Genomic DNA, 14,667 nt, shown 5'->3' with positions numbered 1-14,667 from the left:
CGCCGTTCTAATTTAGCTGGCCTCGGCCTTTTTACTATGCCAATTTGCCGAAAACTTGATGAAGCGGCCGCAGGCGGGGGCTCGCGCCGCCGTCAGGGACAAGGGGACATCACGCCATGGACGCGATCGCCGCAGGGGGGACGGGCGCGCCGGCCGCCAAGCCGTTCTACAGGGTCCTTTATATCCAGGTCCTGATCGCGATCGTGCTCGGGGCGCTGTTTGGCTGGCTTGCGCCGGCCATCGCGGCCGAGCCCTGGGTCAAGGCGCTCGGCGAAGGCTTCATCAAGCTCATCAAGATGATGATCGCGCCGATCATCTTCTGCACCGTCGTCTCCGGCATCGCCCATATCTCCGACGCCAAGAAGGTCGGCCGCGTCGGCGTCAAGGCGCTCGTCTATTTCGAGGTCGTCTCGACCTTCGCGCTGGCCTTCGGGCTTCTCGTCGGCAATCTCGTGCGGCCGGGCGCGGGCTTCTCGGGCGGAGCCGGCGACGCCGCGGCCGTGCAGAAGTTCGACAAGGCCGCCCATGAGATCCACTCGACGGTCGACTTTCTTCTCGGCATCATCCCCGACAGCGTGGTCGGCGCCTTCGCCAAGGGCGACGTGCTGCAGGTCCTGTTCTTCGCCATCCTGTTCGGCTTCGCGCTGATGGCGCTCGGGGCGCGCGGCAAGGTGCTGCTCGACCTCATCGACGAGGTGGCGCACGCGACCTTCGGCGTCATCAACATCGTCATGAAGGCCGCCCCCGTCGGCGCCTTCGGGGCGATGGCCTTCACCGTCGCCAAATATGGCCCGCAGGCGCTCGGCAATCTCGCCGGCCTCGTCGCCACCTTCTACGCCACGGCGGCGCTGTTCATCTTTCTGGTGCTCGGGGTCATCGCCCGCATCGCCGGCTTCAGCATCTTCAAGTTCCTCGGCTACATCAAGTCCGAGCTGCTGCTGGTGCTCGGCACCTCCTCGTCGGAAAGCGCCCTGCCGGCCCTGATGGAGAAGCTCGAGCGGCTCGGCTGCTCGAAGTCGGTCGTCGGCCTCGTGGTGCCGACGGGCTACAGCTTCAACCTCGACGGCACCAACATCTACATGACGCTGGCGAGCCTGTTCATCGCCCAGGCGCTCGACATCCACCTGACCTTCAGCCAGCAGATGACCATCCTGCTCGTCGCCATGGTGACCTCGAAGGGGGCGAGCGGCGTCACCGGCGCGGGCTTCGTGACGCTCGCCGCGACGCTCGCCGTCGTCGACCCGCGCCTCGTGCCGGGCATGGCGATCATCCTCGGCGTCGACAAGTTCATGAGCGAATGCCGGGCGCTCACCAATTTCATCGGCAACGGCGTCGCCACCGTGGTGATCTCCTGGTCGGAAGGCGAGCTTGACCGCGCGAGGCTCGACGCCGCGCTGTCAGCGCCGGTCGAAGTCGACGACGTCGAAACCGGCGTGACCACAGGGTGAAGGAAGGCGTCTTCGGCGCGAGGGAAGGCGTCTTCGGCGCGCCGCCGCCAGACCTCGCCCCCGTGGGCGAGGGCGCGCTCCAGCTCTCGCCGCTCGTCCCCGGCGCCGCGGCGCTCGAAGCCTTCGCGCCCGGCGATTTCGACAGGCTCACGCTTTACGCCCCGCCCGGCGCGCTGGAGCGCCGCCGCCTCCTCGCCCTCGCCCTGCGCGCGCTCGCGCCCGGCGCGCCGCTCGTCGCGCTCGCGCCGAAGGACAAGGGCGGCGCGCGCCTTCGGGCCGAACTCGAAAGCTTCGGCTGCGCGGTCGAGGAACGCCCGAAACGCCATCATCGCCTCTGCCGCGCGCACGCCGGCCCGCACGGGCTCGACGCGGCGGCGATCGCGGCCGCGATCGAGGCCGGCGGGCCGCAGTTCTGCGACGCCACCGGCTTCTGGACCGAGCCCGGCCTGTTCAGCTTCGACCGGATCGACCCCGGCAGCGCGCGGCTCGCCGAGGGCCTGCCTGCGCTTTCCGGCGCCGGCGCCGACCTTGGCTGCGGCTACGGCTTTCTCGCGCGCGAGATTCTGCGCGGGCCCGGGGTGACGAGCCTCGCCCTGATCGACCTCGACCGCCGCGCGGTCGCGGCCGCGCGCCGCAATGTCGAGGACGGGCGGGCGCGTTTCTTCTGGGCCGACCTGCGCCATGACGGCTGCGGCCTGAAGGATCTCGATTTTCTCGTGACCAACCCGCCGTTCCACGAGTCCGGCGAAGAGGACCGGAGCCTCGGCGTGGCGTTCATCGCGCGCGCCGCCGCCCTGCTGCGCCGGGGCGGGACGCTGCGCCTCGTCGCCAACCGCCATCTGCCCTATGAGGCGGCGCTCAAAACCCATTTCCGCCGCAGCGCGGCTCTTTCCGAAGGCGCGGGCTACAAGATCTTCGAGGCGGTCCGGTGAGCCCGCCGGCCAGGACGCAGCCCAAAGCCGCGCGCTTCCGGCTCGACCGGCTGCTCGCCAGTCTCGGCTATGGCTCGCGCGCGCAGATCGCGCTGTTTCTGCGCGCCGGCCGCGTCACGCTCGACGGCGTCGCGCTGCATGACCCCGCGCAGCGCATCGAGGCGAGCGAGGCGGTTTTCGCGCGGCTCGACATCGACGGCGAGCCGGCCGACCCGCCGCCCGGCATGGCCGTCGCGCTCAACAAGCCGACCGGCGTCACCTGCTCGCGCAAGGAGGCCGGAAAACTCGTCTATGACCTTCTGCCGGACCGCTTTCGCCTGCGCGAGCCGCCCCTCTCGACCGTCGGGCGGCTCGACAAGGAGACCTCCGGCCTTCTTCTTCTGACCGACGACGGCGCGCTGCTGCACCGGCTGATCTCGCCGAAGTCGAAGATCGAGAAACGCTATCGCGCCCGCCTCGCACGGCCGCTGCGCGGCGACGAGGCGGACATCTTCGCCTCGGGCGCGCTCATGCTCGAGGGCGAGGTCAAGCCGCTGCTGCCGGCGCGCTTCGAGGCGCTCGGGGCAAAGGAGGCTTATGTCAGCGTTTCGGAAGGGCGCTACCATCAGGTCCGGCGCATGTTCGCCGCGCTCGGCAATCATGTCGAGGCGCTGGCCCGCGACCGCATCGGCGCGTTCGCGCTGCCGCCCGACCTCGCCGAAGGGGCGAGCCTGATTTTGCGCGCGCATGAGCTTGAGGCCAGGGTCAGGGGCTGACGCGCCGCCTAGCCGGCGGCGCTTCGAGCGTCTATGGTCGCAGCCGCCCGCCAGACCCAGCCCCGCCCCGAGACCAAGGCCTCATGACCGAAGAGACGCATTTCGGCTTCTCCCGCATCGACCTCGACACGAAGCAGGCGAGGGTCGACGAGGTTTTCCGCTCGGTCGCCGCGCGCTACGACCTCATGAACGACCTGATGTCGGGCGGGCTGCACCGCGTCTGGAAGAACGTTTTCGCGGCCAGGGTCAGGCCCTCGCGAAACGCCCCGTTCCGCGCGCTCGACGTCGCCGGCGGCACGGGCGACGTCGCCTTCAGGATCGCCCGCGAGGGCGGCGACGACACCCGCGTCTGCGTGCTCGACGTCAACGCCGACATGCTGCGGGTCGGGCGCGAGCGGGCGCAGGCGCGCCGCCTCGCCGAAAAGCTCGACTTCGTGCAGGCCAACGCCGAGGAGCTGCCGTTTGAAGACGGCGCGTTCGACGCCTACACGATCGCCTTCGGCATCCGCAACGTGCCGCGCATCGAGCGGGCGCTGGCCGAGGCGCGGCGCGTCGTGAAGCGCGGCGGGCGGTTCCTCTGCCTCGAATTCTCGCAGGTCGACGTGCCGCTCATGGACCGCGTCTATCAAGCCTATTCGTTCCGGGCCATCCCGCGCCTTGGCGCATGGGTGACGGGCGACGCCGACTCCTACCGCTATCTCGTCGAATCGATCGCGCGCTTCCCGCCCGCCGAGACGTTTCGCGGCATGATCGCCGACGCCGGATTCGCGCGCGCGAGCTTCGAGCGGCTGACGGGCGGCGTGGTGGCGATCCACAGCGGCTGGAAGCTCTAGGCCCGATGTCGACGCCGGCCTCCTTCTTCCGCCTCGCCCGCGCGGGGCTGACGCTGGCGCGCGCCGGCGTGTTCCGCGACGTCGACCCCTCCATCGCGCCGGCGCCCGCGCGCCTGCCGCTGGCGCTCGCGAAATTTCTCGCGCGCCGCCCCAAAAGGGGCGCGCCGGCCTCGGGGCTCAGCGAGCTGCCGGCGGCGATCAGCGCGCTGGGGCCGTCCTACGTCAAGCTCGGCCAGTTTCTGGCGACGCGGCCCGACGTCGTCGGGCCGGAGGTCGTGCGCGCGCTCGAGCGGCTGCAGGACCGCATGGCGCCGTTCCCGCGCGAGGTCGCGGTCAAAACCGTCGAACAGGCCTTCGACCGGCCGATCGGCGAGGTCTTCGTCTCCTTCAGCGAGCCGGTCGCGGCGGCCTCGATCGCGCAGGTGCACAAGGCGCGGACCAGGACGCCGGACGGCGAGCGCGACGTCGCGGTCAAGGTGCTGCGGCCGGGCGTCGAGCGGCGGTTCCGGCGCGACCTCGGCGACATGTTCGCCGCCGCGCGGCTCGCCGAGCGCCTGAGCCCCGACATGCGGCGGCTGAAGCCCGTCGAGGTCATCGACTCCATGGCCCGCTCGGTGCGCATGGAGATGGATTTCCGGCTCGAGGCGGCGGCGGCGTCGGAATTCGGCGAGAACGTCGCGCAGGACAAGGATTTCGGCGCGCCGAACGTCGACTGGGACCGCACCGCGCGCGAGGTGCTCACGCTCGAATGGGTCGAGGGGCGCCCGCTCTCCGACGTCGCCGGGCTGCGGGCGTCGGGCGCCGACCTGCCGCGGCTCGGGCGCGTGCTAATCCAGTCCTTCCTGCTGCACGCCATGCGCGACGGCTTCTTCCACGCCGACATGCATCCCGGCAATCTGTTCGTGACCGCCGACGAGCGCCTCGTCGCGGTCGATTTCGGCATCATGGGCCGGCTTGGCTACAAGGAGCGGCGCTTTCTCGCCGAAATCCTGTACGGCTTCATCACGCGCGACTATCTGCGCGTGGCGCAGGTGCATTTCGAGGCGGGCTATGTGCCGCGCGCGCATCGCGTCGAGGATTTCGCGCAGGCGATCCGCGCCATCGGCGAACCGATCCACGCGCGCGCCGCCGACCAGATCTCGATGGCCCGGCTGCTGACGCTGCTGTTCGAGATCACCGGCCTCTTTGACATGAAGACGCGCACCGAGCTCGTGCTGCTGCAAAAGACCATGGTCGTGGTCGAAGGCGTCGGCCGCGCGCTCGACCCCAAGCTCAACATGTGGACGACGGCCGAGCCCGTCGTCGGCGCCTGGATCGAACGCAATCTCGGGCCCCGCGGCAAGATCGAGGACGCCGGCCGCGCCGCCCGCGCGCTCGGCGACTTCGCCGCCGCCCTGCCGGCGACGCTGCTGCGCGGCGAGGCCCTGCTGCAACGCGTCGAGGAGATGGCCGACGAAGGGCTCGAACTCTCGGCCTCGGCCGTCGAGAGCGTCGGCGCGGCGGTCGGGCGCGGCGCGCGGCTCGGCCATATCGCCTTGTGGATCATCGCCTTCGCGGTTGTCGTCCTGCTGCTGCGATGAGCGGTTTGGAAAAATTCCCGGGCCTTGCGGACTCATTCCAAACCGCTAGGAATAGGACAAGCCCCGCCCGAATCGCGGGCGGACGGGGGAAGGCATGACCGTCGCGGAAAAGCGCGTCCTGCTGGTGATCGGCGGCGGCGTCGCCGCCTACAAGGCGCTGGAGCTGATCCGCCGCCTGCGCGAGCGCGCGATCCGCGTGCGCGTCGTCATGACCGCGGCGGCGCGGGAGTTCGTCGCCCCGCTCTCGGCGGCGAGCCTCTCCGGCGACAAGGTCCACACCGAGCTTTTCTCCCTCACCGACGAAGCCGAGATGGGCCATATCGAGCTGTCGCGCGACGCCGACCTGATCGTGGTCGCGCCCGCCACCGCCGACCTTCTCGCCAGGCTGGCGCAGGGCCTCGCCCCCGACCTCGCCTCGACGCTGCTGCTCGCCACCGACAAGAAGATCCTCGTCGCGCCGGCGATGAACCTGCGCATGTGGCTCGCCCCCGCGACGCGGCGCAACGTCGCGACGCTGAAGGGCGACGGCGTGCTTTTCGTCGGCCCCGACGACGGCGCGATGGCCTGCGGCGAATATGGCCCCGGCCGCATGGCCGAGCCCGAGGCGATCGCCGACGCCGTCGCCGCCGCCCTCAAGGGCGACACGCGCCTGCCGCTCGACCCTGTTTCGCCGCCCCCCGCCGGCGCCGGCGCGCTCGGCGGGCGACGCGTCGTCGTCACCTCCGGGCCGACGCATGAGCCGATCGACCCGGTGCGCTTCATCGCCAACCGCTCCTCCGGCCGCCAGGGCCATGCGGTGGCCGCCGCCGCACGCGCGGCGGGCGCGACCGTGACGCTGGTGTCCGGCCCCGTGACCCTGCCCGACCCCGAAGGGGTCGAGACGGTTCATGTCGAGACCGCGCGCCAGATGCGCGACGCCGTCGAGCGGGCGCTGCCGGCCGACGTGTTCGTCGCCGCCGCCGCCGTCGCCGACTGGCGCGTCGAGGCGGCGGCGCAGAAGCTGAAGAAGACGCAAGGCGGCGATCCGCCGCCGCTCGTGCTCACGCGCAACCCCGACATTCTGGCCGGCGTCGGCCTTCGCGCCGAGGGCCGGCCGAAGCTCGTCGTCGGCTTCGCCGCCGAGACCGAGAAGCTCGTCGAGCACGCGCAGGGAAAGCTGAAGGCCAAGGGCTGTGACCTGATCCTCGCCAATTTCGTCGGCGAGGGCTCGCAGGTGTTCGGCGGGGCGCGCAACGAGATCGCGCTGGTGTCGGCCGACGGCGTCGAGCGATGGCCGAGCCTCGACAAGGCGGAGGCCGCGCGCCGGCTGATGCGCGAGGTCGCGGCGCGGCTCGCGGCGCGGGACGTGGAGGCGCGACGTTGAGCGCGCGCGTCGAACTGGCGTTCATGCGCGTCGGCGACGGCGCGGGCCTGCCGCTTCCGTCCTATGAAACCGCCGGCGCGGCCGGCCTCGACCTTCGCGCCGCGCTGCCCCCGGGGGAAAGCGCGACGATCGCGCCGGGCGCGCGCCGGCTGATCCCGACCGGCGTCGCCGTCGCCCTGCCCGAAGGCCATGAGGCGCAGGTCAGGGCCCGCTCCGGCCTCGCGCTCAAATGGGGCGTCGGCGTGCTCAACGCGCCCGGCACGATCGACCGCGACTATCGCGGCGAGATCGGCGTGCTGCTGGTCAATCTCGGCGACGCGCCCTTCACCGTCGCGCGCGGCGACCGCATCGCCCAGCTCGTGGTCGCGCCGGTCGCCCATGTCCGCGTCGTCGAGGCTTCGGCGCTCGACCCGACGGCGCGCGGCGCGGGCGGCTATGGCTCGACCGGCGTCGGCGCGGCGGGCCGCGAGGAGACGCCCTAAATGACGCCGATCTCGCACCGCGCCATGCTCGCCATCGCCGCCGTGGCCGACATCGCCATGCATTCGCGCCCGCAGCCGGTCGCGGCGAAGGCCCTCGCGACCCGGCTCGAACTGCCGCCGCGCCATCTCGAGACGCTGCTGCAGGCGCTGGTCAGGGCCAACATCCTGAAAGGCCTGCGCGGGCCGCATGGAGGCTATGAGCTTGCGCGCGAACGCCGCAGGATCACCGCCGGCGCCGTGCTGCGCGCCGTGCTCGGCGAAAACGCCGGGCCGGCGGAGGCCGCGGGCGGGCCGCTCGTCGCCCATGTCATCGGCCCCATGATCGAGACGGCGAGCGCGGCCTTTTTGAAGGAGCTCGACGCGATCACGATCGAGGACGTCTGTCGCCGCGCCGGGGAGCTCAAGGTCGGCGGCGACGGGGCCTCCGGCGCCGATTTCGCGATCTGAGGGCGGCGGACGGCGGGCGGGCGGCCGCGTCAGACCCGCTCACTGGCTCTTGTAGGAGCCCTCGAACACGAACGCCGCCTGCGGCTTGCGCGCGTTCGGCGCCTCGCGCGCCCTGAGCGCGTCGGGCAGCGTGGCGGGATCGCCCCGCCGGCCGACGGCGATGGCGATCTCGGGCCGGAAATCCTCCGGCATGGCGAGGTCGACCCTGGCGCGCTCCACGTCAAAGCCGCCCATGGCGTGGGTGGCGTAGCCGAGCAGATGCGCCTGCAGCGCGAATTGCGCCCAGGCCGCGCCGGCGTCGAAGGAATGGCTGCGCGACTCGGTCCGCCCGGGCTTGTCGGGCGGCGTGAAGCTTTTTTGCGAGGCGAGCACCAGAAGCGCGCCGGCGCGCTGCGCCCATTGCTGGTTGTTGGGCGAAAGCAGGCCCAAAAGGCGTGCGAAGCCCTCCGTCCCGCGGCGCGCGTAGAAAAAGCGCCAGGGCTGCGAATTATAGGACGACGGCGCCCAGCGCGCCGCCTCGAACATGACGTCGAGGTCCTGTTGTGGAATCTCGGCGTCCGAAAAGGCGCGCGGCGACCAGCGCTCGACGAACAGGCGGTCGACCGGATGATGCGCGTCGCGCGGGAATTCGTTCGAGGCGGTCATTGCGGGCTCCTGTCTGAAGGTCGCCAAGAGACATGACGGCGCGCGGCCCGATTTTCAAGCCGCGCCTTCTCCCGCCCCGGGATCGGCGCGTTGCATTACGCGAAGGTCCGCAGCTTCCGCCGAAGCCGCGCTAATGCCCGGCATAAATCTGGTCGAACACGCCGCCGTCGCCGAAGAAGCGGGCCTGCGCGCTCTTCCAGCCGCCGAATTTTTCGTCGACGGTCACGAGGTCGAGCTTCGCGAAGCGTTCGAGATCTTTCGGGTCGGCCGCCTTGGGGTCGGTCGGGCGGTAGTAGTTCTTCGCGATCAGCTTCTGCGCCTCGGGCGTATAGAGAAAGTCGAGATAGGCTTCGGCCTCCCTGCGCGTTCCCCGCGCGTCGACGTTGGCGTCGACGAGCGCCACGGGCGGCTCGGCCAGAATCGAGAGCGACGGCGTGACGATCTCGAATTGGTCGGCGCCGAACTCCCGGCTCGCAAGGAAGGCGTCGTTCTCCCACGAGATCAGCACGTCGCCCTGGCCGCGCTGGGCGAAGCTGACCGTCGAGCCGCGCGCGCCCGTGTCGAGCACCGGCGCGTTGCGATAGAGCGCCTCGACGAAGGCGCGAATTTTGGCTTCGTCGCCGCCGAACTTCCGGTCGGCGTAGGCCCAGGCGGCGAGGAAGTTCCAGCGCGCCCCGCCCGACGTCTTAGGGTTTGGGGTGACGACGCCGACGCCGGGCTTCACGAGGTCGTCCCAGTCCCGGATCCCCTTGGGATTGCCCTTGCGCACCACGAAGACGATGGTCGAGGTGTAGGGCGTGGAGTTGTGCGGCAGGCGCTTCTGCCAGTCGGCCGGAAGCCGGCCGCTTTTCTGCGCGATGGCGTCGATGTCGGCGGCGAGCGCCAGCGTCACCACGTCGGCCCTGAGGCCGTCGATCACGGCGCGCGCCTGCGCGCCCGATCCGCCATGGGAGGCGCGCAGCGAGATCGTCTCCCCGGTCTTCTCCTTCCAATGCGCGGCGAAGGCCTGGTTGATCGCGCGGTAAAGCTCGCGCGTCGGATCATAGGAGACGTTGAGCAGATCCCCGGCCGCATGCGCCGCCGGCGCGGCGAGAAGGGCGAGGGCCGCGAGCGCGCCGGAAAGCGCGCCGCGCGCGGTCCTGCTTCGACGGGAGGAACGGGCGGCGACAGGGGTCATGAACAGGCTCCGGATATTTGTCTATTTTTTCTATAGACTATATCTTTCCTGTCAACCGCCGCCGCGAAACCGCGCCGGCTCGCCCTGTCCGCCCACTCGGCGCCCGATCGGCGCCGGCTCAATCGCTGGCGAGAATGACCCTGTCGGCGCAGAAACAGGCGACCACCTCGACGCCCGGCGCGACATGGGCCGCGTCGGCGCATTGGGAGGACATGAAGGCGACGACCGTCTTGCCGCCGCCGACGTCGACGCTGGCCTCGCTTTCGAGGCCGCTGTCGAAGCGCGCGACGACGCGCCCGGACAGGCGGTTGTCGACGGCGAGGGGCGCGCGCCCGGCCGCCGCGATCGTGACCGCGGCGGCCGGCACGAGCGCCAGAGCCTGGGCGCCGGGCCGCAGGCCCATTTCGGCGAGGCTGGCGTTGGCGACCGTCGCGACGATGGCGAGGCCGGTCGGCGTCTCGAGCCTCACCCGCGCGGAGAGCGGGCCTGGCGTGATCTCGCAGGCCACGCAATGGAAGGCGTTGCGCGCGCTATGCTTCATGGCGAGCGACAGCAGCGCGAAATCGTCCTGGTCCTCGAAGCCTTCGGCGGCGATCGCCGCCGATATCCGGCCGAGCCGGGCTTCGAGGCTGCGGAAGGCCGCGAGCAGGCGCCGCCCCTCCTCGGTGACGGTGACGCCGCCGCCGTTCTGCCCGCCGGTATGGGTGATGAAGGCCGGGCGCGGCAGGAGATTGTTGATCGCGTTCACCGCGTCCCAGGCGGTCTTGTAGCTGAAGCCGGTCGCCTCGGCGGCGCGGGTGATGCTGCCATGGGCGATCACCGCCTCAAGGAGCGTGACGCGCTCGCGTCCGACAAGCAGTTTTCCGTTCGCTTTCAGGGAAAGCTGGGTGTCGATCTCGGCCGGGGACACGCGGGCCATGAGGTCTCCTTTGCAGAGAACCCTGCCCCAGCTTTTTAAGCCGCACAACTTAAATATAGAGCGTCACGACCTCAAGTCTATCGCCTGAATAGCGATGTAGAAGACAGCCCCGCCATCCGGGCGCCTCTATGACGCATAAGCTCCAATCCGTAAATGATTGAGATTTCGGATGAGTTCGCCACAATAACACGGCGCAGGTCATCGCCGCGACGAACTGCGCCGGCCTTTATTGGGCGCCTTCACATGACCTCTGCCGTTTCAGCGAGAAATATTTCGCCGGCGGCGCGATGCGTCTTGAACGTGTGTTCGGTCAGGAGCTGCACCTGATGCAGCGGCGCGCGCGACAGCAGAAGCTCGACGCGCGCCCTGGAGCGCTCCAGCGTGGCGGGGTCGAGCCGCCCGTCGTCGCGCGCCTCGACGATCGCCGCGGCGAAGGCGCGCGCCCGGTCGACGTCGGTGAAATGGGCGCAGACCATCAGCAGGTCGGTCCCCGCGCCGATCAGCTGCGCCGCCGCCCGCGGATCGGCGAAATAGGCCTGCATCGCGCCCATGCCGACGTCGTCCGAGACGACGACGCCCGAAAACCCCATCTCCTCGCGCAGCACCTCCGTGACGAAGCGGCGCGACAGGGTCACCGGATGATCGGGATCGACGGCCGGAAACAGGATGTGCGAACTCATCAGCATCTGCGCCCCGGCGTCGATCGCCGCGGCGAAAGGCTTGAGTTCGCGCGCGCGGAGCTCGTCGAGCGAGCGGTCCTGCCGCGGCAGGCCGAGATGCGAGTCGACCGACGTGTCGCCATGCCCCGGAAAATGCTTGCCGCAGGCGATCACGCCCTGGCCCTGCAGCGCCCGCATGAACGGCAGCGCCGCCGCCGTCACGTCCTCCGGCGTCGAGCCGAAGGCGCGCGGGCCGATCACCGGATTGGCCGGATTGGTGTGGATGTCGAGCACGGGCGCGAAGCTCACGTTGATCGCGAGGCTCGCCAGCTCGCGCCCCATGGCGCGCCCGACCGCCGCCGCCGACGACGCCCAGCGCCGCGCCGCGGCGTAACGCGTGATCGGCGCCGGCGTGCGGCAGACGCGGCCGCCCTCATGGTCGACGCCGATCAGGATGTTCGGCCGGCCGATCGCCGCGCGCACCTCCTCGATCAGGCGCAGATGGCTGGCGAGCCAGCCCTCATACGGCAGGTCGTGCCGGAAATTGCTCTTGAACAGGACGACGCCGGCGGGCTTCAGCTCCTGCAGAAGCGCGCGGTCGCGCGGGTCGAGGCTGGGCGTCGGGCGCAGACCCAGAATGAAATGGCCGCCGACCGTATCAATATCGCGCGCTGACATTCCCCTCCCCATTCATCGCGCCGCTTCGCGGCGGGCGCCTGCGGCCGGATCGAAAAACACTTCGCCTCAAAACCTGTTGGGCCGCGCCCGCGCCGCCGCTTCGTCCCCAACCCGGGCTGGCGGATCGGGTTGCGCGCGGCCGCTCACGGGCTTTCCGCCTCGGGCGACTGGGGCGAAACCGAGAGGTCGTCCGTGCCGACGTAAATCATCGCCGCGAGAAGAAACAGCACGACGCCGATCCAGAAAATGAGACGATGATTGACGCGGCGCAGGTCGTGCCGATGCAGGGGATGGGGCTTCATGCGCTCCTCACGGCGTCCACGGGCCGGCGTCCCGGGCGATGTTTTCAGGATCGCCGTGCGGAGCGGCGTCGCCCGGTCGGCCTGCGGGCCGGCGCTGGCCGCGTCGGCGTCCCGACGTTAAGACGTTCATTCAATAAGGCGGTTTGGCGCGCGAAGAAAGCGCGCCGCCGCGTCGGTCAGGGAGCGGATGGTTGGCCTGCGACAAGATCATGCTGATTCGCCACGCCGAGCGGCCGACGCCCGACAAGGCGTTCCGCGGCGTCGACGCCTCCGGGCGCAAGGACAGGGAATCGCTCACCGTGCCCGGCTGGCGGCGCGCCGGCGCGCTCGCGCGCCATTTCGCGCCGCGCGACGGACGCCATCTCGAAGAAGGGCTCGCGACGCCTGCGCGGCTCTACGCCTGCAAGGCCGACGCGAAAGACCCGAGCCTGCGCCCGCAGCTGACGCTGGCGCCGCTCGCCGATCTGCTCGGCCTCAAGATCAATTGCGAATTTTATTCCGGCGAGGAGGCGGCGCTCGTCGCCGACGCGCTGAGGGGCGAGGGGCCGGCGCTGATCTCGTGGAAGCATGACGGCATGACGGCGATCGCCGACCTGATCCTCGGCGAGTCCCGCACGGCGCCGCGCGGATGGCCCTATGGCCGCTACGACATGACCTGGATCTTTGCGCGGCGCGGCGCCGGCTGGTCGTTCTCGCAGGCGCCGCAGCTGTTGCTCGCCGGAGACAGTGGCGACCCAATCGTCTAGAAAGCGCGCCGCGCCGCGCCCAATTCGCCGCAGGGCGTTGTTTTAACGAAATCTCCGCCTACGAAGCGGAACGCCCCCTGGCGCGGCCGCCGGCCTGAACGCACGGCCGCGCAGGGAGCCGCCCGAAGGAGCCTTGATGTCCGTCGCCGCGAATCCGAACCAGCGCTTCGACAAGATCGCCTTCCTGAACTCCTCGACGGAGGACGGCCGCTCCGCGCGCGAGGCCCTCGCCGCGCGCTATGCGCATGTGCCGCCCGAGGAGGCCGACGTCATCGTCGCGCTCGGCGGCGACGGATTCATGTTGCAGACGCTGCACCGCTTCATGGGGTCGGGCAAGCCGATCTACGGCATGAACCGCGGCTCGGTCGGCTTTCTCATGAATGATTTTTCCGTGTTCAATCTGCATGGGCGTCTCGCGGTCGCCGAAGCCTCGATCGTGCATCCGCTGCTCATGGAGGTGATCGACCGCGACGGCGCGACCTCCCGCGCCCGGGCGATCAACGAGGTTTCGCTTTTGCGCCAGTCCTATCAGGCGGCCAAGATGCGCATTTCGATCGACGGGACGGAACGGCTCGACCAGCTCGCCGGCGACGGCGCGCTGGTCGCGACCCCGGTCGGCTCGACGGCCTATAATCTGTCGGCGCACGGACCGATCCTGCCGCTCGACGCGCCCATGCTGGCGCTGACGCCGATTTCGGCGTTTCGGCCGCGCGGCTGGCGCGGCGCGCTGCTGCCTGACACCGCCCGCGTCACGATCGACATTCTCGAGCCCGAAAAACGCCCCGTCGCGGCGGTCGCCGACCATTTCGAGCTGCGGCATGTGCGCTCGGTCGACGTCGCCATGGACCACGCCACCGATCTCGTGCTGCTGCACGACCCGAACCACTCCCTGAACGAGCGCATCCTGCGCGAACAGTTCGGCCACTGACCCCAAAACGCCGACCCCGGACACGAGGCATCATGACGCAACGGCTCCGCATTCTCGGCCGCAGGCTGATCTCGAAGGGATATGGCGCGCTCGAGCGGCTGACCCTCGCCTATCGCCGCCTCGACGGGCGCGAGCAGACGATGGAGCGCGAGCTCTATGACACCGGGGACGGCGCGGCGATCCTGCTTTACGATGCGTCGCGCGGCATGGTCGCCCTGGTGCGGCAGTTCCGGTTGCCGGCCTATGTCAAGGACGGGCGCGAGAGCCTGATCGAGGTCTGCGCCGGGCGGCTCGAAGGCGCGAGCGCGGAGGCGCGCATCGTCGCCGAGGCGGAGGAGGAGACGGGGTTTCGCGTGCGCAATCCGCGCCGCCTGTTCGAAGGCTACACCAGTCCCGGCGGCTTCTGCGAGAAACTCACCTATTTTGCGGCCGAATACAGCCCGGCCGACCGAATCGGCGCCGGCGGCGGCCTTGAGGCGGAAGGCGAGGACATAGAAATTCTGGAAATTCCCTTCGCCGAGGCGCTGGCCATGATCGAGCGCGGCGAGATCGTCGACACGAAGACGATCCTCCTGCTGCATTACGCCAGGCTTGCGGGCCTGCTCGACTGCGCGGCCGCTTCGGCGGCATGACGCGCATGAGGCTTATTGGCGGCGTGGCGCGTGGGGGATTTGCTGTTTGCAGGGGGGATCTGTTTGCGGGTGAACGAGGCGGAGTTTGGGGCGCTGCGTTCTTTGCGGGCCTGGCGGCGACCTACTCTCCCGCGTCTTGAG

Annotated in this window: 16 protein-coding genes; 11 read left to right on the top strand and 5 right to left on the bottom strand. The window is 70.2% G+C overall.

The features are described from left to right. Positions 1-116: 116 nt before the first annotated feature. The 8 genes from ACILRB_RS12610 (at position 117) to ACILRB_RS12575 (ending at position 7,840) form a co-directional block, all read left to right on the top strand. A complete protein-coding gene (locus ACILRB_RS12610) occupies positions 117-1,448 on the top strand; it encodes a dicarboxylate/amino acid:cation symporter (protein ID WP_395666642.1) in 1,332 nt (443 codons plus the stop codon). Continuing rightward, positions 1,445-2,380, top strand: coding sequence for a class I SAM-dependent methyltransferase (locus ACILRB_RS12605; protein WP_395666641.1), 936 nt, complete (start codon positions 1,445-1,447; stop codon positions 2,378-2,380). Before ACILRB_RS12610 ends, ACILRB_RS12605 begins: the two co-directional genes overlap by 4 nt. Then, positions 2,377-3,135 carry a pseudouridine synthase gene (locus tag ACILRB_RS12600; protein ID WP_395666640.1) on the top strand — a complete coding sequence of 253 codons (759 nt, stop codon included), beginning with the start codon at positions 2,377-2,379 and terminating at the stop codon, positions 3,133-3,135. The genes ACILRB_RS12605 and ACILRB_RS12600 overlap by 4 nt, the downstream gene beginning before the upstream one ends. An 83-nt stretch (positions 3,136-3,218) precedes the next feature. Then, complete coding sequence (ubiE, locus tag ACILRB_RS12595; RefSeq protein WP_395666639.1) at positions 3,219-3,968, top strand: bifunctional demethylmenaquinone methyltransferase/2-methoxy-6-polyprenyl-1,4-benzoquinol methylase UbiE; 750 nt, start codon at positions 3,219-3,221, stop codon at positions 3,966-3,968. A 5-nt stretch (positions 3,969-3,973) separates the two neighbouring features. Beyond that, positions 3,974-5,548 carry a 2-polyprenylphenol 6-hydroxylase gene (gene ubiB, locus ACILRB_RS12590; RefSeq protein ID WP_395666638.1) on the top strand — a complete coding sequence of 525 codons (1,575 nt, stop codon included), beginning with the start codon at positions 3,974-3,976 and terminating at the stop codon, positions 5,546-5,548. A 94-nt stretch (positions 5,549-5,642) separates the two neighbouring features. Beyond that, entirely contained in the window at positions 5,643-6,911 is a 1,269-nt protein-coding gene (coaBC, locus tag ACILRB_RS12585) for a bifunctional phosphopantothenoylcysteine decarboxylase/phosphopantothenate--cysteine ligase CoaBC (RefSeq protein ID WP_395666637.1), read from the top strand. Between the two features lie 23 nt (positions 6,912-6,934). Further along, positions 6,935-7,393, top strand: a complete 459-nt coding sequence (gene dut / locus ACILRB_RS12580; RefSeq protein ID WP_395666660.1) for a dUTP diphosphatase — start codon at positions 6,935-6,937, stop codon at positions 7,391-7,393. After that, positions 7,394-7,840 carry an RrF2 family transcriptional regulator gene (locus tag ACILRB_RS12575; protein WP_395666636.1) on the top strand — a complete coding sequence of 149 codons (447 nt, stop codon included), beginning with the start codon at positions 7,394-7,396 and terminating at the stop codon, positions 7,838-7,840. Positions 7,841-7,879: 39 nt separating this feature from the next. Here ACILRB_RS12575 and ACILRB_RS12570 read toward each other — a convergent pair whose 3' ends face one another. The 5 genes from ACILRB_RS12570 to ACILRB_RS12550 all read right to left on the bottom strand — a co-directional run bounded on the left by ACILRB_RS12570 (position 7,880) and on the right by ACILRB_RS12550 (position 12,220). Next, positions 7,880-8,485: a nitroreductase family protein gene (locus ACILRB_RS12570; RefSeq protein ID WP_395666635.1), complete on the bottom strand. Its 606-nt coding sequence runs from the start codon at positions 8,483-8,485 to the stop codon at positions 7,880-7,882. A 130-nt stretch (positions 8,486-8,615) separates the two neighbouring features. Further along, the gene (locus ACILRB_RS12565; RefSeq protein WP_395666634.1) at positions 8,616-9,662 is read right to left on the bottom strand and encodes a sulfate ABC transporter substrate-binding protein; all 1,047 of its coding nucleotides are present in this window, start codon (positions 9,660-9,662) and stop codon (positions 8,616-8,618) included. A gap of 118 nt (positions 9,663-9,780) precedes the next feature. Beyond that, entirely contained in the window at positions 9,781-10,581 is an 801-nt protein-coding gene (locus ACILRB_RS12560) for a TOBE domain-containing protein (protein WP_395666633.1), read from the bottom strand. 239 nt (positions 10,582-10,820) lie between these two features. Continuing rightward, a complete protein-coding gene (gene nagZ / locus ACILRB_RS12555) occupies positions 10,821-11,918 on the bottom strand; it encodes a beta-N-acetylhexosaminidase (RefSeq protein ID WP_395666632.1) in 1,098 nt (365 codons plus the stop codon). A 143-nt stretch (positions 11,919-12,061) separates the two neighbouring features. Next, positions 12,062-12,220, bottom strand: coding sequence for a hypothetical protein (locus tag ACILRB_RS12550; protein WP_395666631.1), 159 nt, complete (start codon positions 12,218-12,220; stop codon positions 12,062-12,064). A 191-nt stretch (positions 12,221-12,411) separates the two neighbouring features. Between ACILRB_RS12550 and ACILRB_RS12545 the strand changes: the two genes are divergently transcribed. The 3 genes from ACILRB_RS12545 (at position 12,412) to ACILRB_RS12535 (ending at position 14,526) form a co-directional block, all read left to right on the top strand. Continuing rightward, the gene (locus ACILRB_RS12545; RefSeq protein ID WP_395666630.1) at positions 12,412-12,966 is read left to right on the top strand and encodes a hypothetical protein; all 555 of its coding nucleotides are present in this window, start codon (positions 12,412-12,414) and stop codon (positions 12,964-12,966) included. A 136-nt stretch (positions 12,967-13,102) separates the two neighbouring features. Further along, positions 13,103-13,894 (top strand): NAD kinase, encoded by a 792-nt coding sequence (locus ACILRB_RS12540; RefSeq protein WP_395666629.1) that lies wholly within the window; start codon positions 13,103-13,105, stop codon positions 13,892-13,894. A 32-nt stretch (positions 13,895-13,926) separates the two neighbouring features. Next, a complete protein-coding gene (locus ACILRB_RS12535) occupies positions 13,927-14,526 on the top strand; it encodes an NUDIX domain-containing protein (protein WP_395666628.1) in 600 nt (199 codons plus the stop codon). Positions 14,527-14,667 lie beyond the last annotated feature (141 nt).

This window comes from Methylocella sp., from assembly GCF_044226135.1.
In the GTDB taxonomy this organism is placed as follows: Bacteria; Pseudomonadota; Alphaproteobacteria; order Rhizobiales; family Beijerinckiaceae; genus Methylocapsa.
Note: the sequence above shows the minus strand (reverse complement) of the source record. Positions and strands in the feature narration are given on the sequence as shown.

Excerpts from the sequence above, each read along its gene's own strand:
- ACILRB_RS12610 (WP_395666642.1), top strand. The coding sequence starts at position 117 with ATGGACGCGATCGCCGCAGGGGGGACGGGCGCGCCGGCCGCCAAGCCG.
- ubiE (WP_395666639.1), top strand. The coding sequence starts at position 3,219 with ATGACCGAAGAGACGCATTTCGGCTTCTCCCGCATCGACCTCGACACG.
- ubiB (WP_395666638.1), top strand. The coding sequence starts at position 3,974 with ATGTCGACGCCGGCCTCCTTCTTCCGCCTCGCCCGCGCGGGGCTGACG.
- coaBC (WP_395666637.1), top strand. The coding sequence starts at position 5,643 with ATGACCGTCGCGGAAAAGCGCGTCCTGCTGGTGATCGGCGGCGGCGTC.
- dut (WP_395666660.1), top strand. The coding sequence starts at position 6,935 with ATGCGCGTCGGCGACGGCGCGGGCCTGCCGCTTCCGTCCTATGAAACC.
- ACILRB_RS12575 (WP_395666636.1), top strand. The coding sequence starts at position 7,394 with ATGACGCCGATCTCGCACCGCGCCATGCTCGCCATCGCCGCCGTGGCC.
- ACILRB_RS12570 (WP_395666635.1), bottom strand. The coding sequence starts at position 8,485 with ATGACCGCCTCGAACGAATTCCCGCGCGACGCGCATCATCCGGTCGAC.
- ACILRB_RS12565 (WP_395666634.1), bottom strand. The coding sequence starts at position 9,662 with ATGACCCCTGTCGCCGCCCGTTCCTCCCGTCGAAGCAGGACCGCGCGC.
- ACILRB_RS12560 (WP_395666633.1), bottom strand. The coding sequence starts at position 10,581 with ATGGCCCGCGTGTCCCCGGCCGAGATCGACACCCAGCTTTCCCTGAAA.
- nagZ (WP_395666632.1), bottom strand. The coding sequence starts at position 11,918 with ATGTCAGCGCGCGATATTGATACGGTCGGCGGCCATTTCATTCTGGGT.
- ACILRB_RS12550 (WP_395666631.1), bottom strand. The coding sequence starts at position 12,220 with ATGAAGCCCCATCCCCTGCATCGGCACGACCTGCGCCGCGTCAATCAT.
- ACILRB_RS12540 (WP_395666629.1), top strand. The coding sequence starts at position 13,103 with ATGTCCGTCGCCGCGAATCCGAACCAGCGCTTCGACAAGATCGCCTTC.
- ACILRB_RS12535 (WP_395666628.1), top strand. The coding sequence starts at position 13,927 with ATGACGCAACGGCTCCGCATTCTCGGCCGCAGGCTGATCTCGAAGGGA.